The sequence below is a fragment of the Micromonospora sp. NPDC001898 genome (genome assembly GCF_042891255.1).
Taxonomy (GTDB): Bacteria; Actinomycetota; Actinomycetes; order Mycobacteriales; family Micromonosporaceae; genus Micromonospora.
In genome coordinates this window covers 351,083-375,338 of sequence record NZ_JBIATC010000002.1, presented here as the reverse complement: position 1 = coordinate 375,338, position 24,256 = coordinate 351,083, and the positions used below count along the sequence as shown (strand labels likewise).

Annotated in this window: 25 protein-coding genes and 1 pseudogene; 19 read left to right on the top strand and 7 right to left on the bottom strand. The window is 73.9% G+C overall.

Features of this window, described 5'->3' with window-relative positions:
- Positions 1-66 precede the first annotated feature (66 nt).
- The 3 genes from ACFYZF_RS06375 to ACFYZF_RS06365 are packed head-to-tail and all read left to right on the top strand — an operon-like array spanning position 67 to position 2,937.
- A complete protein-coding gene (locus tag ACFYZF_RS06375; RefSeq protein ID WP_387016578.1) occupies positions 67-810 on the top strand; it encodes a lysophospholipid acyltransferase family protein in 744 nt (247 codons plus the stop codon).
- The gene (locus tag ACFYZF_RS06370; protein WP_387016576.1) at positions 807-1,814 is read left to right on the top strand and encodes an NAD(P)H-dependent glycerol-3-phosphate dehydrogenase; all 1,008 of its coding nucleotides are present in this window, start codon (positions 807-809) and stop codon (positions 1,812-1,814) included. Before ACFYZF_RS06375 ends, ACFYZF_RS06370 begins: the two co-directional genes overlap by 4 nt.
- Before the next feature lie 7 nt (positions 1,815-1,821).
- Entirely contained in the window at positions 1,822-2,937 is a 1,116-nt protein-coding gene (locus ACFYZF_RS06365) for a cystathionine gamma-lyase (RefSeq protein WP_387016574.1), read from the top strand.
- A 180-nt stretch (positions 2,938-3,117) separates the two neighbouring features.
- Here ACFYZF_RS06365 and ACFYZF_RS06360 read toward each other — a convergent pair whose 3' ends face one another.
- Together ACFYZF_RS06360 and ACFYZF_RS06355 are read right to left on the bottom strand one after the other, a co-directional pair.
- On the bottom strand, positions 3,118-3,318 hold the full coding sequence (locus tag ACFYZF_RS06360) for a DUF397 domain-containing protein (RefSeq protein ID WP_387016573.1): 201 nt from the start codon (positions 3,316-3,318) through the stop codon (positions 3,118-3,120).
- A 4-nt stretch (positions 3,319-3,322) separates the two neighbouring features.
- On the bottom strand, positions 3,323-4,168 hold the full coding sequence (locus tag ACFYZF_RS06355; RefSeq protein WP_387016572.1) for a helix-turn-helix domain-containing protein: 846 nt from the start codon (positions 4,166-4,168) through the stop codon (positions 3,323-3,325).
- A 428-nt stretch (positions 4,169-4,596) separates the two neighbouring features.
- On the opposite strand from ACFYZF_RS06355, the gene ACFYZF_RS06350 reads away from it, so the two are divergent.
- Together ACFYZF_RS06350 and ACFYZF_RS06345 are read left to right on the top strand one after the other, a co-directional pair.
- Entirely contained in the window at positions 4,597-4,812 is a 216-nt protein-coding gene (locus ACFYZF_RS06350; RefSeq protein WP_350888482.1) for a hypothetical protein, read from the top strand.
- A 187-nt stretch (positions 4,813-4,999) separates the two neighbouring features.
- Complete coding sequence (locus tag ACFYZF_RS06345; protein WP_387016570.1) at positions 5,000-6,097, top strand: D-alanine--D-alanine ligase family protein; 1,098 nt, start codon at positions 5,000-5,002, stop codon at positions 6,095-6,097.
- A gap of 42 nt (positions 6,098-6,139) precedes the next feature.
- Here the strand turns inward: ACFYZF_RS06345 and ACFYZF_RS06340 are convergent, their stop codons facing one another.
- Both ACFYZF_RS06340 and ACFYZF_RS06335 read right to left on the bottom strand, forming a co-directional pair.
- Positions 6,140-6,808: a DUF3515 family protein gene (locus ACFYZF_RS06340; protein ID WP_387016568.1), complete on the bottom strand. Its 669-nt coding sequence runs from the start codon at positions 6,806-6,808 to the stop codon at positions 6,140-6,142.
- A complete protein-coding gene (locus ACFYZF_RS06335) occupies positions 6,809-7,042 on the bottom strand; it encodes an Lrp/AsnC ligand binding domain-containing protein (RefSeq protein ID WP_161687828.1) in 234 nt (77 codons plus the stop codon).
- A gap of 182 nt (positions 7,043-7,224) precedes the next feature.
- Here ACFYZF_RS06335 and ACFYZF_RS06330 point away from each other — a divergent pair, with 182 nt between their 5' ends.
- Together ACFYZF_RS06330 and ACFYZF_RS06325 are read left to right on the top strand one after the other, a co-directional pair.
- Positions 7,225-8,163, top strand: a complete 939-nt coding sequence (locus ACFYZF_RS06330; RefSeq protein WP_387016567.1) for a thiamine-phosphate kinase — start codon at positions 7,225-7,227, stop codon at positions 8,161-8,163.
- 28 nt (positions 8,164-8,191) lie between these two features.
- On the top strand, positions 8,192-8,659 hold the full coding sequence (locus ACFYZF_RS06325; protein ID WP_387016565.1) for a GNAT family N-acetyltransferase: 468 nt from the start codon (positions 8,192-8,194) through the stop codon (positions 8,657-8,659).
- 104 nt (positions 8,660-8,763) lie between these two features.
- Here ACFYZF_RS06325 and rpmB read toward each other — a convergent pair whose 3' ends face one another.
- A complete protein-coding gene (gene rpmB / locus ACFYZF_RS06320; RefSeq protein WP_007456456.1) occupies positions 8,764-8,955 on the bottom strand; it encodes a 50S ribosomal protein L28 in 192 nt (63 codons plus the stop codon).
- 177 nt (positions 8,956-9,132) lie between these two features.
- Between rpmB and ACFYZF_RS06315 the strand changes: the two genes are divergently transcribed.
- The 3 genes from ACFYZF_RS06315 (at position 9,133) to ACFYZF_RS06305 (ending at position 14,043) form a co-directional block, all read left to right on the top strand.
- On the top strand, positions 9,133-10,749 hold the full coding sequence (locus tag ACFYZF_RS06315; RefSeq protein ID WP_387016563.1) for a DAK2 domain-containing protein: 1,617 nt from the start codon (positions 9,133-9,135) through the stop codon (positions 10,747-10,749).
- Complete coding sequence (recG, locus tag ACFYZF_RS06310; protein WP_387016561.1) at positions 10,746-12,950, top strand: ATP-dependent DNA helicase RecG; 2,205 nt, start codon at positions 10,746-10,748, stop codon at positions 12,948-12,950. Before ACFYZF_RS06315 ends, recG begins: the two co-directional genes overlap by 4 nt.
- 154 nt (positions 12,951-13,104) lie before the next feature.
- Positions 13,105-14,043 carry a serine hydrolase domain-containing protein gene (locus ACFYZF_RS06305; protein ID WP_387016559.1) on the top strand — a complete coding sequence of 313 codons (939 nt, stop codon included), beginning with the start codon at positions 13,105-13,107 and terminating at the stop codon, positions 14,041-14,043.
- Positions 14,044-14,244: 201 nt separating this feature from the next.
- On the opposite strand, the gene ACFYZF_RS06300 is transcribed toward ACFYZF_RS06305, so the two are convergent.
- Positions 14,245-15,531 (bottom strand): hypothetical protein, encoded by a 1,287-nt coding sequence (locus ACFYZF_RS06300; RefSeq protein ID WP_387016558.1) that lies wholly within the window; start codon positions 15,529-15,531, stop codon positions 14,245-14,247.
- A gap of 305 nt (positions 15,532-15,836) precedes the next feature.
- Between ACFYZF_RS06300 and rsmD the strand changes: the two genes are divergently transcribed.
- The 9 genes and pseudogenes from rsmD to ACFYZF_RS06255 all read left to right on the top strand — a co-directional run bounded on the left by rsmD (position 15,837) and on the right by ACFYZF_RS06255 (position 23,127).
- Entirely contained in the window at positions 15,837-16,400 is a 564-nt protein-coding gene (gene rsmD / locus ACFYZF_RS06295) for a 16S rRNA (guanine(966)-N(2))-methyltransferase RsmD (protein WP_387016556.1), read from the top strand.
- Entirely contained in the window at positions 16,397-16,879 is a 483-nt protein-coding gene (gene coaD / locus ACFYZF_RS06290; protein ID WP_387016554.1) for a pantetheine-phosphate adenylyltransferase, read from the top strand. Before rsmD ends, coaD begins: the two co-directional genes overlap by 4 nt.
- Before the next feature lie 222 nt (positions 16,880-17,101).
- A complete protein-coding gene (locus tag ACFYZF_RS06285; protein ID WP_387016552.1) occupies positions 17,102-17,599 on the top strand; it encodes a hypothetical protein in 498 nt (165 codons plus the stop codon).
- 109 nt (positions 17,600-17,708) lie between these two features.
- Positions 17,709-18,272, top strand: a complete 564-nt coding sequence (locus ACFYZF_RS06280) for a YceD family protein (protein ID WP_387016550.1) — start codon at positions 17,709-17,711, stop codon at positions 18,270-18,272.
- 5 nt (positions 18,273-18,277) lie between these two features.
- Positions 18,278-18,451 carry a 50S ribosomal protein L32 gene (gene rpmF / locus ACFYZF_RS06275; RefSeq protein ID WP_161687848.1) on the top strand — a complete coding sequence of 58 codons (174 nt, stop codon included), beginning with the start codon at positions 18,278-18,280 and terminating at the stop codon, positions 18,449-18,451.
- 114 nt (positions 18,452-18,565) lie between these two features.
- Positions 18,566-19,564, top strand: coding sequence for a phosphate acyltransferase PlsX (locus ACFYZF_RS06270; RefSeq protein WP_387017114.1), 999 nt, complete (start codon positions 18,566-18,568; stop codon positions 19,562-19,564).
- Positions 19,565-19,667: 103 nt separating this feature from the next.
- A pseudogene (rnc, locus tag ACFYZF_RS06265) lies at positions 19,668-20,393 on the top strand (ribonuclease III); the annotation flags it as partial.
- 196 nt (positions 20,394-20,589) lie between these two features.
- Positions 20,590-21,447, top strand: a complete 858-nt coding sequence (gene mutM, locus ACFYZF_RS06260; RefSeq protein ID WP_387016548.1) for a bifunctional DNA-formamidopyrimidine glycosylase/DNA-(apurinic or apyrimidinic site) lyase — start codon at positions 20,590-20,592, stop codon at positions 21,445-21,447.
- Positions 21,448-21,627: 180 nt separating this feature from the next.
- Positions 21,628-23,127 carry an MFS transporter gene (locus tag ACFYZF_RS06255; protein WP_387016547.1) on the top strand — a complete coding sequence of 500 codons (1,500 nt, stop codon included), beginning with the start codon at positions 21,628-21,630 and terminating at the stop codon, positions 23,125-23,127.
- A gap of 172 nt (positions 23,128-23,299) precedes the next feature.
- Here ACFYZF_RS06255 and ACFYZF_RS06250 read toward each other — a convergent pair whose 3' ends face one another.
- Entirely contained in the window at positions 23,300-24,145 is an 846-nt protein-coding gene (locus ACFYZF_RS06250) for an endo alpha-1,4 polygalactosaminidase (protein ID WP_387016545.1), read from the bottom strand.
- Positions 24,146-24,256: the final 111 nt, after the last annotated feature.

The following is a 24,256-nucleotide window of genomic DNA, read 5'->3' as shown; positions in this document are numbered from 1 at the left end:
CAGGCATGATTTCGCTGCGGGCAGCGCGGGTGGGTGCGGCGCGGGTCGGGGCTACGAGGAGGCAGGGTGACACGGCGCAGGCTGGGGTTCTGGCAACGGTTCGCCGTGCTGCTGGTGAAGCCCGTGATGGTGGTCTGGACCCGGCGCACCTGGCGGGGCATGGAGCAGTTGCGCCGCGACGGCGGAATCATCATCGTGCCGAACCACCTCTCGCACGCCGACCCGCTGGTCTCCGCGCACTTCGTCTACGACGCGGGCCGCTGGCCCCGGTTCCTCGGCAAGGCCAGCGTCTTCCGGGTGCCGGTGGCGGGCTGGATCCTGCACCGGTGCCGGCAGATCCCGGTGGAACGGGGCACGGCGGACGCCGTCAAGTCGCTGGACACCCTGGTCGCCGCGCTCTCCGAGGGGGGCGCGGTGGTGATCTACCCGGAGGGGACCACCACCCGCGAGCCGGAGCTGTGGCCGATGAAGGGCAAGACAGGCGCCGCCCGGCTGGCGCTGGCCACCGGCGCCCCGGTGGTCCCCGTCGCCATGTGGGGCCCGGAGAAGCTCTTCGACCCGCGGACCAACCGGTTCAACCTGCGGCCTCGCATCCCGGTGACCGTGGTCGCCGGTCCGCCGGTCGACCTGAGCCGGTGGGTCGGCTCGACGCCAACCAAGGCCACCCTGGAAGAGATGACCGAGGCCATCATGCTGCGCCTGCGCGACCAGCTCGCCGAGATCCGCGGCGGGACGCCGCCACCGCTGTGGGAACGGCCGTCCCGTCCCGCCGTCACCCGCTCCCTGCCGGCCGAGGGGGGTGCGGCGTGACCGGCCACGTGGCCGTGCTGGGGGCCGGGTCGTGGGGGACGGCGTTCGCCAAGATCCTCGCCGACGCCGGCCGGGACGTGACGATCTGGGCCCGGCGGCAGCCGGTGGCCGAGGCGATCCGGTCGCGTCGGCACAACCCGGAGTACCTGCCGGACCTGCGGCTGCCGGAGCGGGTCACCGGCACCGCCGACGCCGCCGAGGCGATCACCGGCGCGGAGATCGTGGTGCTGGCCGTGCCGTCGCAGACGCTGCGCGGCAACCTCGCCGAGTGGACCGGCCACCTGCATCCGGACTCGACGCTGGTGTCGCTGATGAAGGGCATCGAGCTGGGCACCACCAGGCGGATGAGCGAGGTGATCGTGGAGACCGCCGGGGTCACCCCGGACCGGGTGGTGGTGGTCTCCGGCCCGAACCTCGCCCCCGAGATCGCCGCCGAGCAGCCCGCCGGCACCGTGGTCGCCGGCACCGACGACCGCCGCGTCCAGCTAGTCCAGTCGTCGATCCGGACGCCGTACTTCCGGCCGTACACCAACGACGACGTGATCGGCTGTGAGCTGGGCGGGGCCGTGAAGAACGTGATCGCCCTCGCGTACGGCATCGCCACCGCGATGGGGTTCGGCGACAACACCCGGGCGATGCTGATGACCCGGGGGCTGGCCGAGACCGCCCGACTCGGGGTGGCACTCGGCGCGGACCCGATCACCTTCGCCGGGCTGGCCGGGATGGGCGACCTCGTGGCGTCCTGCTCGTCGCCGCTGGCCCGCAACCGGACCTTCGGCGAGCACCTGGGCCGGGGGGAGACCCTGGAGCAGGCCCAGGCGGCCACCCGGCAGACCGCCGAGGGCGTGAAGAGCTGCCTGGCCATCCGGGACCTGGCCCGCTCGCACGGGGTGGAGATGCCGATCACCGAGCAGATCGAGCGGATCTGTCACGAGGGGATGGACCCCCGGCTCACGGTGGACTTGTTGATGAGCCGCACCGCCAAGCCCGAGTCGTACGAGTGAGGCCCGCATGAGCGCACCGGCCAGCGACGGCGACGGCACCCGCTGCGTCCGGGCCGGTCTGCCCGAGCCGGCCCCGGGGCAGCCGTTCCTGCCCGGGCCGGTCTTCGCCGCGACGTACCACCTCGACCCGTGGCAGGGGCCGGCGGCGACCCCGAACGGGTACGGCCGGCCGGACAACCCGACCCGGCGGCTGCTGGAGGCGGCCATCGGCGAGCTGGAGGGCGGTGACGTCCGGGTCTTCGCCAGCGGGCAGGCGGCCATCACCGGCCTGCTGCTGGCGCTGCTGCGCCCCGGCGACACCGTGCTGCTCCCCGCCGACGGGTACTACCCGATGCGGGCGTTCGCCACCGACACCCTCGCCGGGATCGGCGTGCGGGTGCTGTTCGCGCCGACCGCCGGGCCGTACCCGTCGTTCGACGGGGTCCGGCTGGTGCTGCTGGAGACCCCGGCCAACCCGGGCCTGGACGTCGCCGACATCGCCGCGCTGGCCCGGGACGCGCACGCCGCCGGCGCCCTCGTCGCGGTCGACAACACCACCGCCACGCCGCTCGGCCAGCGCCCGCTGGATCTCGGCGCGGACCTGGTGGTCGCCTCCGGCACCAAGGCCCTGACCGGGCACTCCGACCTGCTGCTCGGCTACGTGGCGACCCGTACGCCGGAGCTGCTCGACCCGGTCACCGCCTGGCGCACCGTCACCGGCGCGGTGCCCGGGGCGTTCGACGCGTGGCTGGCGCACCGCTCGCTGGCCACTCTCGACCTGCGGCTGGCCCGGCAGTCCGCCAACGCCGAGGCGCTGGCCCGGCTGCTCGTCGGCCGTCCCGACGTGACGGGCCTGCGCTGGCCGGGCCTGCCCGACGATCCCGCGTACCCGGTGGCGGCGGCGCAGATGCGCCGGATGCCCGGGATGCTCGCGTTCGATCTGGGCGACGCCGAGCGGGTCGGCCGGTTCGTCGACGGGGCCCGGCTGGTGGACGCGGCCACCTCGTTCGGGGGCCTGCACACCACGGCGGACCGCCGGGCCCAGTGGGGCGATGACACCGCCCCCGGCTTCGTCCGGCTTTCCTGCGGGGTGGAGGACACCGCGGACCTGCTGGCCGACGTCACCGCCGCTCTCGACGCCTGAGCGGAAGGCCGCCGCCTGCGGTCGCCGGGGTGCGGGGGCCGGGGTCTGGTGGTGGCCCACCCGCCGGCCGGCGGTGCGGACCGGGCGGCGGGTGGACCACGACGAGGGGCCGGCGGGTGCCGGCCGGGGTGGGCCGCGCCGGCCGGCCGGGGCGGGACCCCCCGGCCGGCCGGGCGGCGGTCAGCGGCGGGGTGGGGCTGTGGCGAAGGCGGTCCAGGCTGTCGGCGCGAAGATCAGCGCCGGGCCGGCCGGGTCCTTGGAGTCGCGGACCGCGATCGCGTCGGGCACGACCGCCATCTCCACGCAGGCGCCTTCGTCGCCGCTGCGGCTGCTCTTGCGCCATCGCGCCGCAGCCAGTGCCGCGCTCGTCGTCGGGGTCATCGTCCTACCGTCCTTTCAGGATGCGGAAAAGCTGTTCCCGGCTGGCCGCGGGGCTGAGTGCGACCGTCCGTAGATGCTCCATGATCTTGGTGCAGGTGCGCAGGTCACCGGCCCGGTCCAGGACCATCTGCCCGGCCACCGTTTCCACCGATGCGATGATCGGATCCTCCGGGTCGGGGAACTCCAGGATGTGCAGCGAGCCCCGGGTGCCCCGGTGGTAGCCCGCGGCCAGCGGGATCACCTGGACGGTGATGTTGGGCAACTCGGACGTCTTGAGCAGGTGGCGCAGTTGCTCCTCCATCACGCTCTCACCGCCCACCGGGCGCAGCAGCGCGCCCTCGTCGATGATCGCGTCGAGGATCGGTGGATTCTCGTCGGTGAGCCGCTGCTGGCGGTCGAGTCGCAGGTGGACCCGCTGCTCCACCTGGTCGTCGCTGAGGGTGTGCGGGCCGCCCCGCATCACCGCCCGGATGTAGTCCGCCGTCTGCAACAGGCCGGGCACCACCGAGGGCTCGAAGTTGGCGATGCCGGTCGCCTCCGCCTCCAGCGCGATGAAGTCGATGGTCCGCCGGTCCAGCAGGTACGAGTAGGACACCCACCAGCCCGGCTTGCGGGCGTCCTTGGCGAGCTGGACGGCCGCGGCGAGTTCGTCGGCGCCCACGCCGTAGAGGGTGAGCAGGGCGCGCACCGTGGCCGGGCTGATCAGCGTCTGGGCGTTCTCGTACCGGGACAGGGTGCTCCGGGTGCTGTTGATCTCGTCGGCGGCGGCTTCGAGGGTGAGGCCGGCCGCCTCCCGGTGGGTACGCAGCGCGATGCCGAGCCGTCGGGCCCTGGCGGTCTTCGGTGCCATGCATTGATGGTGACACACATCTTCGGGAAGGTGTACATGAGAGAACGCCGATGAGAGTTGCATTCACGCCCATCCACATGTCAATGTGTGACCAGTTCCTCACCGCCGGTTGTCGTGGCGACGGTGGTGGTGAGTGACCGGAGGGGATGGGGCGCGTGGCGATCGGGTTTTCTCCCCCGTACCCGATCGCCGCGTGCCGCCACCCGGGACGCACCGGAAGGGAGTCGCATGACGGTGACCGCCTCCTGGCCCAGGGTGTCGCGGTGCCGGTGGTGCGCGCATCCGGTGCTCCGCGACAACGACGACGCGTGGATCCACGCGAGCCTGGCCTACGTGTGCCGGGACCGTTCGGGCGGCCTGGCGGCGACCACGGCGGAGCCCGAGCAGGCGTCCGCCCGGTCGGAGTGGGGCGGGACTGGAGGACGGCCATGACCCGGTTCCTCGTGGTGCTGACCGACGTCCGGCCCGTCGACGGACCCGTCCGGGACGAGCGGCGCGCACCGGAGCGGCGCCGTCAGGTGGTCGGCGCGAGCAGCCGGGAGGCGGCCGACCGGATCGCCGGCGCGTTCATGGCGCTGGGCATGGTACGGGCCGGCCGGCAGCGGGTGAAGGTGATCGCGGTCGGCCGCCGGTACGGCCTCTGACCTCCGGTCGTCCGCCGACCGCCCCGAGCGTCCGAGTTGATGCGATTACGCTGCGTGTAGGCGATGTTGACCGGTTGCGGTGTATTGCCGCCCTCCCCGGGTATCGGCATCCATGTCTCGCCACCCACAGTAAGGTCAACCGGGTGAGCGCCATCAGCCTCGCAGTCGCGGACGAAAGGGTGACCGAGTGACCACCCCAGGCAAGACCCGTGTGGCCCTCGTCTTCGGCGGCCGAAGCCCCGAACACGGCATCTCCTGCGTCAGCGCCGGCAGCGTGCTCGGCGCGCTCGACCCGGACGAGTTCGAGGTGGTCCCCGTGGGCATCACCCGGGCCGGCAAGTGGGTGCTGACCAGCGGTGACCATCGCGACCTGGCGATCAGCGCCCGGCGGCTGCCGGAGATCACCGCCGAGGCCGGCGTCGACATCGTGCTGCGCGCCGACCCGACGGGCAACGGGCTGATGGTGCTCGACCCGACCGAGGGCCCCCAGGTGCTCGCCGACGTCGACGTGGTCTTCCCCGTGCTGCACGGCGCCTACGGCGAGGACGGCACCATCCAGGGCATGCTGGAGATGGCCGGCATCCCGTACGTCGGGGCGAACGTCTTCGCCTCCGCCGCCGCCATGGACAAGGAGTTCACCAAGAAGCTCTGCGCCGCCGAGGGCATCCCGGTCGGGCCGTACGCCGTGCTGCGCAACGGGGTGACCCTCTCCGAGCAGGACAAGCAGCGGCTCGGCCTGCCGGTCTTCGTCAAGCCGTCCAGGGCCGGTTCGTCGTTCGGCATCACCAAGGTCGACGACTGGGCCGACCTGGAGGCCGCCGTCGCCGTCGCCCGGGAGATCGACCCGAAGGTGCTGGTCGAGGGCGCGATCGTCGGCCGGGAGATCGAGTGCGGCGTGCTGGAGGGCGAGGCAGGCGGCGGGGCCGAGGCGTCCCTGCTGGCCGAGGTGCGCGCCGGCGGCGAGCACGCCTGGTACGACTTCGAGGCGAAGTACCTCTCCGAGCCCGAGTACGACCTGCCGGCGCCCCTGCCCGAGCACGTCACCCGTCAGGTCCAGGAGTACGCCGTCCGCGCGTTCGCCGCGCTGGACTGCGCCGGGCTGGCCCGGGTCGACTTCTTCGTCACCCCCGAGCTGGACGTCTACCTCAACGAGATCAACACCATGCCGGGTTTCACCCCGACGTCGATGTTCCCGCTGATGTGGGCCGCCTCGGGGCTGGAGTACCCGAAGCTGGTGAACCGCCTGATCCGCACCGCCCAGCGGCGCGGCGTAGGCCTGCACTGAACCCGCACCCGGCCCCCCGCGCCGAGCGGGGCCGGCCCGCGCTCAGCCCGTGCAGCCGGCCGGGACGGCGCCGCCGGAGGGCACCGAGGCGACCACCACGTCGGAGATCGGGCTCACCCACTGCAGGGCCGCCCCGTACGAGTGGGGGACGGTGACCCGCACGGCGGTCTCCCGGTCGAGGGTGGTGAGCACGGTCGCGTCCGGCCCCTCGACCGCGTACCAGCAGACCTTGTTGACCACCCAGACGTCGTCGGTGGACCCGGGGGTGGGCTCGTCGCCGCCGCAGGCGACGGTGAGCGCCGGATCGCCGTACGCCGCGTTTTGCTCGGGGCCGGCGGTGACCGGCCGCTGGGCCACGTCCCGCACGGTCGACGGGAGCTGCGACGTCAGGGCGCGGCACACGATCTCGGGCCGCTCGGCCAGCTTCGGGGCGGCCATCTCGACCGGCGCGGTGGACTGCGGCCGGACGCTGGTCGCCGACGGGCCCGGCTCGGCGGCCGGGGTGTCCGGGGCGAGCTTGGCGAAGGTGAATCCGGCGACGGCCACGGTCACCGGGACGGCGATCAGCGTGGCCATCAGCGCCGCGCTCCGGTTGGCCCGGTCCCGGCGCGGCGGGCCCTGGGTCCGCCCGTCGGCGCCGTCGGCGCTGTCGAGCCCGGCGGTCTTGCCGGCGCTGTCGGTCTTGTCGGAGGAGGAACTGATCTCGTCCACTTACAGGCGCACCACCGAACACGTGAGGGTGCGGGTGATGCCGGGCACCATCTGCACGTTGCTGACGATGAGTTTGCCGAGCTCGTCGACCGTGTTGGCCTCGGTGAGCACGACCACGTCGTACGGGCCGGTGACGGCGTCGACGCGTACCACGCCGGCAAGGTCCGCGATCAGATCGGCCACGTCACGCGCTCGGCCGACCTCGGTCTGGATGAGGATGTACGCCTGTACCACGACTCGACCTCCGTCCGTCGCCGCCCGTAGGCGGCCCGAAGGGTGAAACTACCTTACGGACCAGGTCTGATCCCTATCGGTGGCCAAGGAGAAGCGGTGAGCGAGCGCGACGGGCGCGACAGCGGATGGGGCGCGGGACGGTTCCGGGCCCACGGCGGGTACGGGCGCGACGGGGGACGGGCATGAGCGTGGCCGGGATCGGCGAGTTCGGGTTGATCGACCGGGTCACCGCCCGGCTGCCACAGGGAGCGGCCTGCCTGCTGGGGCCCGGCGACGACGCGGCGGTGCTGGTCGCGCCGGACGCCCGCGTCGTCGCGTCCACCGACGTGCTGGTCGAGGGGCGGCACTTCCGGCGGGACTGGTCCAGCGCCCGGGACGTGGGGCACCGGGCGGCGGCGGCCAACCTGGCCGACATCGCGGCGATGGGCGGCACCCCGACCGCGCTGCTGGTGGCGTTGTGCATGCCGGCGGACCTGGACCCGGCCTGGGCCGAGGAGCTGGCCGACGGGCTGGCCGCCGAGGCGGCCACGGTGGGGGCGAGCGTGGTCGGCGGCGACATGTCCGCCAGCCCGACGCTGACGATCGCGGTCACCGCCCTCGGCGACCTGGGCGGGCTGGCCCCGGTGGTCCGCTCGGGCGCCCGGGCGGGGGACGTGCTGGCCCTGGCCGGCCGCAGCGGGTACGCCGCCGCCGGGCACACCGTGCTGTCCCGGGGCTTCCGCACCCCGAAGCTGCTGGTCGAGGCGTACCGGCGGCCCGAGGTGCCGTACCCGGCCGGCCCGCACGCCGCCCGGCTCGGCGCCACCGCCATGATCGACGTGTCGGACGGGCTGCTGGCCGACCTCGGACACGTCGCCCGGGCGAGCGGGGTCGGCATCGACGTGCGCCGGGACGCCTTCGAGGTGCCCCGGCAGATGAGCGACGCCGCCCAGGCGCTCGGGGTCGACCCGTACCTGTGGATCCTCGGTGGTGGCGACGACCACGCGCTGGCCGCGACCTTCCCCCCGGCGGTGGCGTTGCCCGCGCCGTGGCGGCCGGTCGGCCGGGTGGTCGAGGGCGGGGGCGTGACCGTCGACGGCGTCCCGTACGCCGGACCGACCGGCTGGGACCACTTCCGGTAACGGCTGGTCAGGGACGTACCCTTCACCGGTGAGTGAGATTGAGATCCGCGCGACCCGCTTCGACTCGCCGGAGTCGCAGCGGCTCGTCCGGGCCGCCCTGGCGGACCTGGGTCAGCGGTACGGAGGCAGCGGGGACGACACCCCGGTCGACGCCGTCGAGTTCGAGCCGCCGGGCGGGGCGTTCCTGGTCGCGTACCTGGCCGGGGAGCCGGTGGGGTGCGGCGGCTGGCGCAGCCACGGCGACACCGGGGACACCGCGGAGCTGAAGCGGATGTACACCAGCCCCGTGGCGCGCGGACGGGGCGTGGCGCGGGCGGTGCTCGTGGCCGTCGAGCGGTCGGCGCGCGAGCACGGGCGCAAGCGGATCATCCTGGAGTGCGGGGACAAGCAGCCCGAGGCGATCGCCATGTACACCTCGGCCGGGTACGAGAGCATCCCGAACTTCGGCTACTACCAGGACGCCCCCGGCTGCCTCTCCTTCGGCCGTACCCTCTGACGCCCCCGTCCTCGCCGCGCTCCGCCCCGAGGGCGGACACGAAAAGCCGGCGGGCCCTCGGGGCCCGCCGGCTTTTCGACGAAAGGTGGGTCGGCGCTACCGCGTCAGGCGCGGGTGACCTTGCCGGCCTTGATGCAGGAGGTGCAGACCTGCAACTTCTTGGTGTTACCGCCACCGGCCGGAGTGCGCACCGACTGGATGTTCGGGTTCCAGCGGCGGTTGGTCCGCCGGTGCGAGTGGGACACGTTGTGGCCGAAGCCCGGTCCCTTGCCACAGACGTCGCACACGCTAGCCACGGGATACTCCTGGGTGTTTTGAAACGTTCATGAGGTCGCCACCAAGCGCTGCCCGGGCAACCTGGTCAGGTTACCCGATGCCCCCGTGCCTGGCCAACCGGCCCCTGTCGAGTGGACACGCCGGAACGGGACGGTCGGCCCGGGCGCGTGTCGGTGCGCGCCAGTAGGCTTCTCGCCGTGCTGGACACCCTCGACGCCGCCGCGGTGCGCCGCTGGTGCGCGGGCGGGTTGGCCGCGCTCCGCCGGCACCAGGGGGAGATCGACGACCTCAACGTCTACCCGGTGCCCGACGGCGACACCGGCACCAACCTCGTGCTCACCCTCACCTCGGCCCAGCAGGCCCTGGCGATGGACCTGGCCACCGTCGGCGACGGCGGGTCCACCCCGCACGGGCACGCGCTGCGGCTGATGGCGCGCGGCGCGCTGCTCGGCGCCAGGGGCAACTCCGGGGTGATCCTGTCGCAGATCCTGCGCGGCTTCGCCGACGCCCTGGCCACCGTGCCGGCGGTGCGGGGCCGCCAGCTGGCCGCCGCGCTGCGCGACGCCACCGCGGCGGCGTACGCCGCTGTCGCCCGCCCGGTCGAGGGCACCCTGCTCAGCGTGGTCTCGGCGGCGGCCGGGGCGGCCGAGTCGGCGGACAGCGACGACCTGCGCATCGTCGCCCAGGAGGCGGCCGGAGCGGCGGCCCGGGCCCTGACGCGCACCCCCGAGCAGTTGCCGGCCCTGGCCCGCGCCGGCGTGGTCGACGCCGGCGGTCGGGGGCTGTGCCTGCTGCTCGACGCGCTGGTCGAGGTGATCACGGGGGAGAGCCCGGCCCGGCCGGCGCCGGCCCCGCGCGAGGCCCGCCCGCCGGCCACCGCCGCCCGGGAGACCGGCTCGGCGGAGTACGCGTACGAGGTGCAGTTCCTGCTCGACGCCGGGCCCGAGGCGGTCACCCGGCTGCGGGAGATCCTGGCCGGGCTCGGCGACTCGCTGGTGGTGGTCGGCGACGGGGCCACCGATGCGGCGTCGACCACCTGGAACGTGCACGTGCACGTCAACGACGTGGGCGCGGCCGTGGAGGCGGGGGTGGAGGCCGGTCGGCCGTACCGGATCTCGGTGACCCGCTTCGCGGACCAGGTGGCCACGCCGACCCCGGCCCACCACGGCCGGGCGGCAGTGGTGGTCGCCTCCGGCGTCGGCATGGCGGACCTGTTCGAGGGCGAGGGGGCGACGGTGCTGCCGGGCAACCCGTCCATCGGTGAGCTGCTCGACGCCATCCGGGCCACGGCGGCGGCCCGGGTGGTGGTGCTGCCCAACGACCCGAACACCCAGGCCGTGGCGAGCGCCGCCGCGCGGGAGGCGCACGCGCTCGGGGTGAAGGTCAGCGTGGTGCCGACCCGGTCGCCGGTGCAGGCGCTGGCAGCCCTCGCCGTGCGCGACCCGGAGCGCCGCTTCGCCGACGACGTGATCGCGATGGCCGAGGCCGCGGGCGCGTGCCGGTACGCCGAGGTCTGCTGGGCCAGCCGGGAGGCGCTGACCGTCGCCGGCCCGTGCCGCCCCGGCGACGTGCTCGCCCTGGTCGAGGGGGAGGTGCACCTGATCGGCGTCGACCTGGCCGACACCTGCGCCGCCGTGGTCGACCGGATGCTCGGCGGCGGCGGCGAGCTGGTCACCCTGCTCTCCGGCGCGGACGCCCCCGACGGGCTGGCCGAGGCCGTCCGCGAGCACGTCGCCCGGCGCTGGCCGTTCGTGGAGGTCCAGGCGTACCCGGGCGGCCAACCGCACTATCCGCTCCTGGTGGGGGTCGAATGACGACGTCCGAGCCGGCCACGGTCGACACGCCGCTGAAGAAGCTGGTCGGGGACAAGACGGCCAAGGCCCTGGCCGCGCACCTCGACCTGCACACCGCCGGTGACCTGGTCTACCACTTCCCCCGCCGGTACGACGAGCGCGGCGAGCACACCGACATCCGCTCGCTGGACGTCGGCGAGCAGGTCACCGTGCTGGCCCAGGTGCAGAGAACCGCCGTGCGGCCGATGCGCCAGCGCCGGGGCAACCTGCTGGAGGTGACCGTCGGGGACGACTCCGGCGGCGTGCTCACCCTGACCTTCTTCGGCAACCAGGCGTGGCGGGAACGGGAGCTGCGCCCCGGCCGGTGGGGCCTGTTCGCCGGTAAGGTCACCGAGTTCCGGAACAAACGGCAGCTCAACGGCCCGGAGTACGTCATGCTCGGCGACGGTGACGACGGCGAGGCCGCGGTCGGCGAGGAGGTCGAGGAGTTCGCCGGGGCGCTGATCCCGGTGTACCCGGCCGCGGCGGCGGTGCCGACCTGGGTGATCGCCCGCTGCGTGCGGGTGGTGCTGGACACCCTCACCCCGCCGGAGGACCCGCAGCCCGCCACCGTCCGGGCCGACCGCAAACTGGTCGGGATCGGCACCGCGCTGCGCGAGATCCACCGCCCGTCCAGCAAGGAGAACCTGTACCGGGCCCGCCGCCGGCTCAAGTGGGACGAGGCGTTCGCCGTGCAGCTCACCCTCGTGCAGCGCAAGCTCCGGGCCGCCGCCTGGCCGGCGAAGGCCCGGCCGCCGCGCGCCGGTGGGCTGCTCGACGCGTTCGACGCCCGGCTGCCGTACGAGCTGACCCCCGGCCAGCGGACGGTCGGCGCGGAGATCGCCGCCGACCTGACCGTCCCGCACCCGATGCACCGGCTGCTCCAGGGCGAGGTCGGCTCCGGCAAGACGGTGGTGGCGCTGCGGGCGATGCTCCAGGTGGTCGACGCCGGTGGGCAGGCCGCGCTGCTCGCCCCGACCGAGGTCCTCGCCGCCCAGCACCACCGGGGGATGCTCGACCTGCTCGGCCCGCTCGCCCGGGCCGGTGAGCTGGGCGCCGCCGACGACGCCACCCGGGTCGAACTGGTCACCGGCTCGCTCGGTGCGGCAGCCCGCCGGCAGGCCCTCGCCGAGGTGGCCGGCGGGCGGGCCGGGATCGTGCTGGGCACCCACGCCCTGCTGTACGAGGGGGTGGACTTCGCCGACCTGGGCCTCGTGGTGGTCGACGAGCAGCACCGGTTCGGCGTGGAGCAGCGCGACGCGTTGCGCTCGAAGGCCGACCAACCGCCGCACGTGCTGGTGATGACGGCCACCCCGATCCCGCGCACGGTGGCGATGACCGTCTACGGCGACCTCGAGACGTCCACACTGTCCCAGCTCCCGCAGGGGCGCTCGCCGATCGCCTCGCACGTGGTGCCCGCCGCCGAGAAGCCGGCCTTCCTGGACCGGGCCTGGCGTCGGCTCCGCGAGGAGGCCGCCGCCGGCCACCAGGCGTACGTGGTGTGCCCCCGGATCGGAGAGGGGCCGGCGTCGGAGGAGGAGCCGCCCCGGGAGGACGACAACGGCCGACGGCCCCCGCTCGCGGTGACCGAGGTCGCCCCGCTGCTCGCCGAGGGGCCGTTGCACGGGCTGCGGATCGGCGTCCTGCACGGGAAGCTGCCCGCCGACGAGAAGGACGCCGTGATGCGCTCCTTCGCCGCCGGCGACCTGGACGTGCTGGTCGCCACCACGGTCGTCGAGGTCGGCGTCGACGTGCCCAACGCCACCGTGATGATCGTGCTGGACGCCGACCGATTCGGCGTCTCCCAGCTGCACCAGCTGCGCGGCCGGGTGGGCCGGGGTTCGGCGGCCGGGCTCTGCCTGCTGGTCAGCGAGGCTGCCGAGGGCTCCTCGGCCCGGGAGCGCCTCGACGCGGTGGCGTCCACCACGGACGGTTTCAAGCTCGCCGAGCTGGACCTGGAGCAGCGCCGCGAGGGCGACGTGCTCGGGGCCACCCAGTCCGGCCGGCGCTCGCACCTGCGGCTGCTGTCGCTGCTGCGCGACGCCGACCTGATCCGGGACGCCCGGGCCGAGGCGATCGCCCTGGTCGAGGAGGATCCGGAGCTGGAACGCCACCCGGCGCTCGCCGCCTCGGTGGCCGCCCTGGTCGACGAGGAACGAGCGGAGTACCTGGAGAAGGGCTGATCTCGCCCCGGCGGGGTGATCGACTCCGGATCGGGCGCCGGGTGGCCGCCTCGTCGGGCGGAGTGTGGCGCGGCACACCGGGAGGGGCGGCCCCGCCCGCCGTCAGGGTCGTCGGCGGCCCCACCGGAGGCGCGTCCGCGCCTAGGATCGGCCGATGTCGACCCCATCCCTCCTTCGTGGCATGGTGCTGCTGGCCCGGGGCGACCGGCGCGCCGTCGAGCAGGCCACCGGCCTTGCCGACGATGCCACCGGTCAGCCCTGCTCCGGCCGGACCCGGTTCCAGATCGCCTCGATCAGCAAGAACATGACCGCCGCGGCTGTCCTGCTCCTCGCCGAGCGGGGAAAACTCGACGTGCACGATCCCGTCGACAGGTGGGTGCCGAGCTGCCCGCCGGCCTGGCGTCCCATCACCCTGCACCACCTGCTCACCCACACCTCGGGCCTCGGGCACTGGGAGGAGTACCCGCTGCTCGACCTGGCCGGCGCGATCGACCCCGATGAGCTGCTGGCCAGGTTCCGCGCGCTCCCGCCGCTGTTCGCTCCCGGTGCGGGCTGGCACTACAGCAGCCCGGGTTACGTCCTGCTCGCCCGCGCCGTCGAGCGGGCCGCCGACCGGCCGTACCGGGACTTCATGGCGGAGGAGGTCTTCGCTCCGCTGGGCATGACCGGCAGCTTCGCCGGCTCCGGCGCGGGACGCGCCGACGTGGCGACGGGCCACTCCGGCGGCCGTCCGGTGCCCTCCTGGGATCTGGACACGGTGAGCATGGGCGCAGGTGACGTCTGGTGCACCGCCGACGACCTAGTGGCCTGGTTCGACGGGCTGCGGGACGCCCGACTGATCACCCCCGCCTCGGTCGCGCGGATGATCACCGCGTACGCGCAGACCGGCTCCGGACCACAGGCGTACGGGTACGGCTGCTTCGTCGGCCCGTTGGCGGGGGAGCGGTCGGTCAACCACTCCGGGCACAACCTCGGCTTCAAGGGGTTCGTCGCCTGGCTGCCGGACTCCGACCGCCGGCTGGTCGTGCTGACCAACGACGACGAGGACCCGGCCGCCCCAATCCTGATCGACCACCTCCTCACCATCGACTGACCACTCCCACCCGCCGCGCCCCGCCACGAACGCTCTTTCACGGAATTCGTGGCCTCGACGCCACTGCTTCCGTGGAAGAGCGCGACTCTGCGGGGGTGGGGGACGGCCCGGATGGGGCGAGGGCGCGTCGGCCGGGTGGTCGACGCGCCCTCGGGTCGTGCGGTTCGGGGGAACCCCGTCAGGTCAGCGGGTCAGGGTGGGTCAGGAGGTGAAGCGGATCCGCCGACGCCGGGCGACGACGAAGAGCACCGCGCCGGCCGCCAACAGGGCCACAGCGCCTGCGGCGATGCCGCCGGCCGCCGCGCCCGTCACCGGCAGGCCGCCGTCCTGGCCGCCACCACCGGTGCCGCCCTCGTCGCAGCCGGAGATCGGGGCGGTCCACTTGATCGGCTCGGCGGACTCCAGGTCGCCGGTGACGACGACGGTCAGACCCTTGGAGGCCGGGAAGCGCACGGACTTGTTGGTGCCCGGCTCGATGGTGACGGTCTGCGGCTCGCCGGTGCTCGGGGTGAAGGTCGAGGTCAGGCTGACGCCGTTCTTCGGGTTCTGGACCAGCAGGAACAGCTCGTCGCAGGTGGACTCGTAGGAGGTCTCCGGCTCGCCGACCTCGGGCTCCTGGCACTCCGCCGGGGCCTTTTGGGTGCCGGTCCAGAGGCTCTTCTCGTTCGCGGTGACGGTGATCTGGCCGTCCACCGCGGCGGCGTCCAGCTCGACCTTCTCGATGCTGCGCAGGGCGACCGTGACGGCCTTGCTGAAGCCCTTGTCGGTGGTGATCACGAAGTTCGCCGCGGCGTTGCCGTCGCGGTTGATCAGGTTGAACGTGACCTTGCCGGTGCAGTCGGACTCGACGACCACCTCGGGGGCGGCCTCACAGGTGCCGCTGCCGCCGTCGCCGTTGTACCAGGCCTCCGGGCCCTTGGACTGGGAGCCGATGCCCTTGCGGCTGCCGACCTTGCGGTTGCGGTAGCGGTCGCTCTCCGTCAGCGGGTCAATGATCTTGTCGCCGAAGACGAAGTCGACCTGGGTGTAGCAGGTGGGGACCTCGACCTTGAACTTCAGCGTGGACCGGGTGCCCACCTCGTCCTTGGCGACCGAGGTGAACTTGTCCACCGACTTGCTGAGCACGTACTGCGGGAACTCGACCTTCGTTGACGGGGCAACGTACGAGACCAGCGCGAAGGCCTGCTCCTCGCCCTCGCAGAGCGGGCCGTTGACCAGCGTGATGCTGGCCTCGCCGAGCTTGCCGCGGAATTTGTGCGTGTACCGCGCGTCGGCGGCGCTGACGCAGCTCGGCCCCTCCGGGGCGGACGAGGCCGGCGACTCGCTCGCGGACGGCGTCGGCGCGGGCGAGGCCGCGGAGGCCGACGGGGTCGGGGACGGGCTGGTGGCCAACGCCGGCGGCGACGCCGCGAACGCCGTGGCGAGGCCGGCCAGGGCGGCGGCGGCCACGACGATCGGCCGCCGCGGCGACAGCTTGGGACGGATCACGCGTACTCCCGGGGGTGAAGAAGCATCAGGGGTGCGGCGCGGGGTAGCGGGGGTCAGCGGTCGCGGCCGGGTGCGGCGCGCCCGCGACGACGCCTCCCGGCGCCGGTGGGCCGGCGGGACGCGGCCGGCACCCGGCAGACCCTAGCGAGAACGGGGCGGCCGGCACAGCGCACGGAAACCTCCGGAAGTGATGTTATGAATTTGAGATCATTGATATACGACTGGTGATCGTGGCGTGACGCCGTAGGCACGCACCGTGCCGCACCGCGGGTCGCGTAGCGTCGGGGCATGAGCAGGAGCAGGCGGTGACCCGGATCGTGGCCGGGACGCTCGGCGGCCGGCGGATCGCCGCGCCGCCCGGCGCCGGCACCCGACCGACCTCCGACCGGGTGCGGGAGGCCCTGTTCAGCGCGGTGCAGGCCGACGTGGACCTGGCCGGGGCGCGCTTCGCCGACCTGTACGCCGGGTCCGGCGCGGTCGGGCTGGAGGCGCTGTCCCGGGGCGCGGCACACGTGCTGCTGGTCGAGTCCGATCCCCGGGCCGCCCGCGTGGTCCGGGAGAACATCGCCGCGCTGCGGGCCGCCCCGGCCGCCCGGTTGGTCACCGGCCGGGTCGCCACGGTGCTGGCGGCCGGGCCGGACGGCGGGCCGTACGACGTGGTGTTCGCCGACCCGCCGTACGCCGTGCCCGACGCCGAGGTCACCGAGCTGCTGGCCGCGCTGGTCGACGGCGACTGGCTGGCTGCGGACGCCCTGGTGGTGGTGGAACGGTCCAGCCGGACCGGACCGGTCGCCTGGGTGCAGGGCGTCACCGGGGAGCGCAGCCGTCGATACGGCGAGACCACCCTTTGGTACGGTCGCCGCTCATGAGACGTGCGGTGTGTCCCGGCTCGTTCGACCCGGTCACCAATGGACACCTCGACATCATCGGGCGGGCCGCCCGACTCTTCGACGAGGTGATCGTCGGCGTGCTGGTGAACCAGTCGAAGAGCGGCCTGTTCACCGTCGAGGAGCGGATCGACATGCTCCGGGAGGTGACGTCCTCGTACGACAACGTGCGGGTCGCGTCCTTCCGTGGCCTGCTGGTCGACTTCTGCCGGGCGCAGCAGGCCAGTGTGCTGATCAAGGGCCTGCGGGCGGTCAGCGACTTCGACTACGAGCTCCAGATGGCCCAGATGAACATCGGCCTGGCCGGGGTGGAGACGTTGTTCATGCCGACCAACCCGCTCTACTCCTTCCTCTCCTCCAGCCTGGTCAAGGACGTGGCCAAGTGGGGCGGCGACATCTCCTCCCACGTCCCGGACCTGGTCCGCGACGCCCTCCGGTCCCGCCTCACCCCGCACCCCTGACCCGCGCGCCCGATCTCGTCCGTCGGCCACCGGATCGCCCCGTTGCGGGCGATTCGTCGGGCCTACCCGTGCCCGATCGGCCCCGTCGGGCGCGACACGACGCGCGCCGGGCGGGGTGGATCGGCAAGCGGTGGCCCTGGCGCGACATGATGGGTCGAGCGGGAACCCGGCCGTAGCCCGCATCATGTAGGTCGGCCGACGAACGACAGGAGTGAGGTACCGGTGGACCCGCTCGATCGCATCGACGAACTGATCGCCATGGTGGAGCAGGCCCGCTCCGTCCCGATGTCGCGGAACAACTGCATGGTCGACCGGGGCGAGATGATCGCCGTCCTCGACGAGATGCGCGCCGATTTCCCCGCCAACCTGCGCCGGGCCGCCGTCCTGCTGGAGGAGCGGGACAAGATCATGGACGCCGGCAAGCGCGAGGCCGACCGGATCATCAGCGAGGGTGAGGCGGAACACGCCCGCCTGGTGTCGGTGAACGAGATCACCGTCTCGGCCGAGCACGAGGGGGCCCGGATCATCGCCGAGGCCCGGGCCGAGGCGCAACGGCTGCGCGAGGAGGTCGACGACTACGTCGACACCGCGCTGGCGAACTTCGAGCAGTTCCTCACCCGGGCGCTCGCCTCGATAGAGCGCGGTCGGGACAAGATGCACGCGCTGCGGGAGATCGGCACCTTCGGTGGGGACGAGGCGGATCGCCCGCTACCCTTCTGAGCGGCACCTCAGCAGCCGACAGGCGGGTCGGGCGCCGCCCCCGGTTCGACGGTCCGGCGGTCGCCCAGGTAACCTGCTTTGTCGGCCTCTCACCGGCCGGAGTCTGACTATGCCCAAACACTCGTCTTCATCACTCAACCCCAAGGCGCCGCTGGTCCTCGACACGAGGGACCTGCCGCGTCGCCCTGGCGCGTTGCGTACGGTCAAGCGGGTCGTCCCGGCACCGGCGGACCTCGGCGGGGAGTTGATCGGCGTACCGGAGGGCACTGACCTCGACCTCGACCTGAGGCTGCAGTCGGTGTCCGAGGGCGTGTTCGTCTCGGGGACCGTCAGCGGTCTCGCCAGGGGCGAGTGCGGCCGGTGCCTGCGCGAGATCAACGACTCGGTGGCCGTGAACGTCCAGGAGCTGTACGCGTACGAGGACAGCACCACGGACGAAACGACCGACGAGGACGAGGTGGGCCGGATGCAGGACGATCTGATCGACCTGGAGCCGGCGCTGCGGGACGCGGTGGTGCTCGCGCTGCCGACCAACCCGCTCTGCCGCGAGGACTGCCCAGGCTTGTGCCCCGAGTGTGGGGTGCAGTGGGACGATCTGCCGGCCGACCACAGTCACCAGCAGATCGACCCGCGTTGGGCGGGCCTGTCGCAACTGACCCGTACAGAGGAGTAAGAACCGTGGCCGTCCCGAAGCGCAAGATGTCGCGCAGCAACACCCGGTCCCGCCGGGCGAACTGGAAGGCGGCCGTGGTCGCGACCGTGGCCTGCCCGCAGTGCAAGTCGGCGAAGCTGCCGCACACCGCCTGCTCCGTATGCGGCACGTACAACGGCCGCCAGGTCATCGAGGTCTGACCTGGACGCCGAGTGACGCCCCCGACCCCAGGTCGGGTGGCGCGTGCATCCTGGCGATCGCCCGGTGCCCCGGCTCCCGCCGTCGCCGGCCGGCCCGTTCCGGCCGACGTCCCGGTGGAGCCGGGCACCGTGCGGATCGCCGTTGACCTCCTCGGCGGGGACGATGCTCCCGCCGTCGTGGTTGACGGCGCTCTGCATGCCATGCGCGCCGACCCGGACCTGCACCTCCTGCTCGTCGGCCCCGCCGAGGTCGCCGACGGGCTGATCGGTGCCCTGGACCCGCTGCAGCGCACCCGGGTCACGGTCCGGCCGGTGCGGGCCGCCGTCGGCATGGCCGACCACCCCGTCGCCGCCCGCGGCGACAGCACCGTTCGGGCGGCGGTCACCGCTGTCCGCGACGGGACCGCCGACGCGGTGGTCTCCGCCGGCGCCACCGGTGCCACCGTCACCGCCGCCGCACTGGGTTTCGGCCGCTGGCCACACGTACGACGGCCGGCGCTGGTGGCCACCCTGCCGGCGGTCGCCGGCCCGGTGGTGCTGCTCGACGTCGGCGGCTCCCTGGAACCCGGCCCCGCCACGCTGGCCCGGCACGCCGTGCTCGGTGCGGCCTATGCGGCCGTCGCGCACGGGGTGGCCGAGCCCCGGGTCGGGTTGCTGTCCGTGGGGACCGAGGCCGGCAAGGGGGACCGGCTGCGGCGCACCGCCGATCCGATGCTCGCCGCCGTGCCGCTGCCCCACGGAGCGCGCTACGTCGGCCTCGTCGAGGGGTACGACATCGCCTCCGGCGCGCGCGCCGACGTGGTGGTGACCGACGGCTTCACCGGCAACGTGCTGCTCAAGGCGATCGAGGGCGCGTACGCGATGGCCGGCGGGCCGCCCGCCAGCGGCGGTGTCCCCCGGGCGGCTGCCCTGCTGGGGGTGGGCGGGACGGTGGTCGTCTGCCACGGCGCGGCCCGGGAGGACGATGTCGCCTCCGGCATCGCCCTCGCCGCCCACCTGTGGCGTCGGCGGGCCACCGAAACGGTCTCCGCGCTGCTCGATCGTGCTCCGCACACCCCCGCCCAGCCCGGTGACCACGCCGATCGCACCACCGACACCGAGGTGAGACTGTGACCGCCCGTCCCGTCCCGGCCCGTCCGGCCGCGTGCTCCGCGCCGGCCCCGGGGGGCCCGCCGCGCGCGGCCCGCCCGGTCGCGAACGAAGAGGTAACCGCATCATGACCAACGACAAGCGGCGGCGGGCCCCCGTCGGCCACCTGGAGTCCGCCTTCGGGGTCTCGCTGAACCCGGAACTGCTGGAGCGGGCCCTGACCCACCGCTCGTACGCGTACGAGAACGGCGGCCTGCCCACCAACGAGCGGCTGGAGTTCCTCGGCGACTCGGTGCTCGGCGTGGTGATCACCTCCGCGCTCTTCCACAACCACCCCGATCTTCCCGAGGGGCAGCTCGCGAAGCTGCGGGCGAGCGTGGTGAACATGCGCGCGCTCGCCGACGTGGCGCGTGGGCTGGGCCCGGACGGGCTGGGCGCGTACCTGCTGTTGGGCAAGGGCGAGGAGAGCACCGGCGGCCGGGACAAGGCGAGCATCCTCGCCGACACCCTGGAGGCCCTGCTCGGCGCGATCTACCTCCAGTACGGCCTCGACACCGCCGCCATCGTGATCCACCGGCTGTTCGACCCGCTGATGGCCGAATCGGCCGGTCGGGGCGCCGCGCTCGACTGGAAGACCAGCCTGCAGGAGCTGACCGCCGCGCTGGGGCTGGGCGTCCCGGAGTACCGGATCGAGGGCACCGGCCCCGACCACCTCAAGACGTTCACCGCCTGGGTGGTGGTCGCCGGCAACCGCTACGGCGGGGCGGAGGGGCGCAGCAAGAAGGAGGCCGAGCAGCGTGCCGCCGAGTCCGCCTGGCGGGAGCTGACCGCCCAGGCCGAGCGGGACCAGGCCGAGCGGGACGCCGCCGAGCTGACCGCTCAGGCCGAGCGGGACGCCGTCGAGCGGGCGGCGACCGAACAGCTGGCGGCCGGCGAGGCCGGGACGGCGGCGGCGGTGGGGGCGAGCGCGCCCGGCGGGGCGAACGGGTCCGCCGCGAACCCGGCCGGCGGCAGCGTGCTGGACGCCCGGGCGGCCGACGAGGCTGGCCATGCCTGAGCTGCCCGAGGTCGAGACCGTCCGGCAGGGCCTGGCCCAGTGGGTCATCGGCCGGCGGATCGCCACCGTCGAGGTACGCCACCCCCGGGCGGTCCGCCGCCACCTGGCCGGCCCGGCGCACTTCGCCGACGTGCTGGCCGGGCGGACGGTGCGCGACGTGCGGCGGCGCGGCAAGTACCTGTGGCTGCCCCTGGACAGCGGTGACGCCGTCGTCGGCCACCTCGGCATGTCCGGCCAGCTGCTGATCCAGCCGGCCACGGCGGCCGACGAGCTGCACCTGCGGGTCCGGTTCCGGTTCGCCGACGACGGCCCCGAGCTGCGCTTCGTCGACCAGCGCACGTTCGGCGGGCTGTCGGTCTCCGAGGGCGGGGCGGAACTGCCGGGGGAGATCGCGCACATCGCCCGGGACCCGATGGACCCGGAGTTCTCCGACGACGCCTTCGTCACCACCCTGCGCCGACGGCGTACCGAGGTGAAGCGGGCGCTGCTCGACCAGACCCTGATCTCCGGGGTCGGCAACATCTACGCCGACGAGGCGCTGTGGCGGACCCGGCTGCACGGTGCCCGGCCGACCGACGCGCTGACCGGGCCGACCGCGCTGCGGCTGCTCGGCCACGTCCGCAACGTCCTCAGCGAGGCGATCACCGAGGGCGGCACCAGCTTCGACGCCCTGTACGTCAACGTCAACGGCGAGAGCGGCTACTTCGACCGCGTCCTCAACGCGTACGGCCGGGAGGGTGAGCCGTGCCGGCGGTGCGGGACGCCGATGCGCCGCGAGGCGTTCATGAACCGCTCCTCGTACAGCTGTCCCCGCTGCCAGCCCCGGCCCCGGGGGGCGCTCCGGGGTTGACCCTGGGCGCCCCGGAGCGGCCCGACCGGCCCGCCGCCCGGGGCGCGTCCCGTCGACGTGACGGCAGGATTAGCCGCCCGATCCGCGGGGCATCTGGGCCGCCATGGACGTACAGCGCATGCCGGCGGCCGGCCACCGCGCCGATGCCCCGGACGAACCCGAATCCCCGCGGAGCCGGCCATGAGCGCCGATGTGCAGACCGGCACCGTACGGACCAACGTGCCGGCCCGGCTCGATCGGCTCCCGTGGTCCCGCTGGCACTGGATGATCGTCATCGGCCTCGGCACGGTGTGGATCCTCGACGGCCTAGAGGTCACCATCGTCGGCAACCTCTCCGGCAAGCTGGCCGAGCCGGGCAGCGGCCTGGACATCACCCAGAGCCAGGTCACGGGCCTGGCCGCCGCGCTCTACGTGGCCGGCGCCTGCACCGGCGCGCTCTTCTTCGGCTGGCTCACCGACCGGTTCGGCCGGAAGAAGCTGTTCCTGCTGACGCTGGGCGTCTACCTGGTCGCCACCGCGATGACCGCGCTCTCCTTCGACACCTGGTGGTTCTTCCTGTTCCGGTTCCTGACCGGCATGGGCATCGGCGGCGAGTACGCGGCGATCAACTCCGCGATCGACGAGCTGATCCCGGCCCGGCACCGGGGCCGGATCGACATCATCATCAACGGCACCTTCTGGCTGGGTGCCGCGCTGGGCGCGCTGCTGACCGTGCCGCTGCTCAACGGCCTGCCCACCGGCGTCGGCTGGCGGGTGGCGTTCGGCCTCGGCGCAGTGCTGGGGGTGGTGATCCTGCTGGTTCGCCGGCACGTGCCCGAGAGCCCACGGTGGTTGTTCATCCACGGCCGGGGCGAGGAGGCCGAGCGGCTGGTCGACTCCGTCGAGCGGGAGGTGGAGCGGGAGACCGGCCGGAAACTCGACGCCGCCGACAGCTACCTCGAGATCCGTCAGCGCCGCAGCACCGGCTTCCTGACCATCGCGAAGACCCTCTTCGCCCGGTACCCGAAGCGCGCCGTCCTCGGCTTCTCGCTCTTCGTCGGGCAGGCGTTCCTCTACAACGCCATCACCTTCGGCTTCGCCCAGATCCTGGAGACCTTCTTCGAGGTGCCGCCGGGCAACAGCGGCTACTACTTCGCGGTGATCGCGGTCGGCAACCTGCTCGGCCCGCTGCTGCTGGGCCGGCTCTTCGACACGGTCGGCCGGGTGCCGATGATCGCCGGGTCGTACATCATCTCCGGCCTGCTGTTGCTCGGCACCGCGTGGCTGTTCCACGACGGGGTGCTCAGTGCGACCACGATGACCGCCTGCTGGTGCGCGGTGCTCTTCTTCGCCTCCGCGGGGGCCAGCGCGGCGTACCTGACGGTCAGCGAGATCTTCCCGATGGAGACCCGGGCCATGGCGATCGCGTTCTTCTACGCGATCGGCACCGCCGCCGGCGGCATCACCGGCCCGCTGCTGTTCTCGAAGCTGGTCGGCAGCGGTCAGGTCGGCGACACCGTGCTCGCCTTCGTGATCGGCGCCTCCGTGATGATCGTCGGCGGCATCGTCGAGCTGGTCCTCGGCGTCCGGGCCGAGGGGAAGTCGCTGGAGGAGCTGGCGACGCCGTTGAGCGCCGAGGAGGCCGGCGTGCCCCGGCAGCGCGGGGCGGACGACGCGGCGACCCCGGCCGCCACCGGCTGACGCGCCACACGCCGCGACGCCGCTCCCGCCGCCCGGGGGCGGCGTCGCCGGGTCGGGGCCACCCCGGGGGTACGCCGCGACCGGCCCCGGGCGCGACCGGTAGGGCTCACCGTCCGCGGGACACCGCGATGGGACACCGCGATGTGCCGCGAACGGAGTGGTGGGCCGGGGGTCAGGGGGCGGCCGGGCACGGTGCCCGCCACGCGTCGAGTCGGCGGTCCTTGCGCATCGAGGCGAAGCCGTACCCGACCGTGGCCACGCAGAACTCGGCGGGGTCGCCGGCGTACTCGACGTGGAACACCGGCTTCCCGGCGTCGGCGAACGGCAGCAGCTTGGCGCACCGGCGCAGCCGGACGCACTCCTCGTCGACCGCGAAGTCGAAGTCCGGCGCCAGCGCGGCCACCTGTGGCACGTCGCCCAGCAGACCGGGGGAGAGGCTCAGCGTACGGGCCAGCGCGGCGGCCCGCCGGTTGAACAGCAACTGGTCGTCGAAGTCCAGGGGAAGGCCGGGCCGGTGGGCGTACCCGTCGGCGTCGGCCAGCGCCACCGCGCCGAAGCCCTTGCCCCGGCAGAGCCGGAACCGGTCGGCGAGGATCGGTTCCAGCACGTCCCACCGCCGGACGTCCACCCAGCGGGTGTCCGGCCGAAGGCCCGCCCCGCCGCGCGCCGCCGCCGGGTACCGGTCGGCGTCGGGGTCCGTCCCGGCGTACGAGCCGACGGCGACCTGACAGACCAGCCGGCGGTCCCGGGCGCGCAGCGCCGCGGTCTCGGTGGCGGTGGTACGCACCGGGTCGAGGAGGAAGACGTCCGCGTCGACGGTGGTGTCGAGCGGCCCGGTGAGCTGCCACTGCCACCGCCAGTGCCGGGCCGAGTCGGCCGGCCACGGGGTGGGCGCGCCCGGCGGGAGCAGGTCCGCCCGGCAGCCGTACGCCGCCGTGAGCAGCGTCACCGCGACGAGGGACCGCAGTAGCCGGCGTGGCCCACGCCCCACGCCGGGCGAGCGCAGCCGGATCCGCATCGGCAGCTCCCGGGTAGCTGGCGGCCCCCGGCCGCCCGGTCGGGCCCGCCGCCCCCACGTACCGCCTCGGCGGGCCTCACCCGGTGCAACGAGCGGGGCTCCTGCGACGAC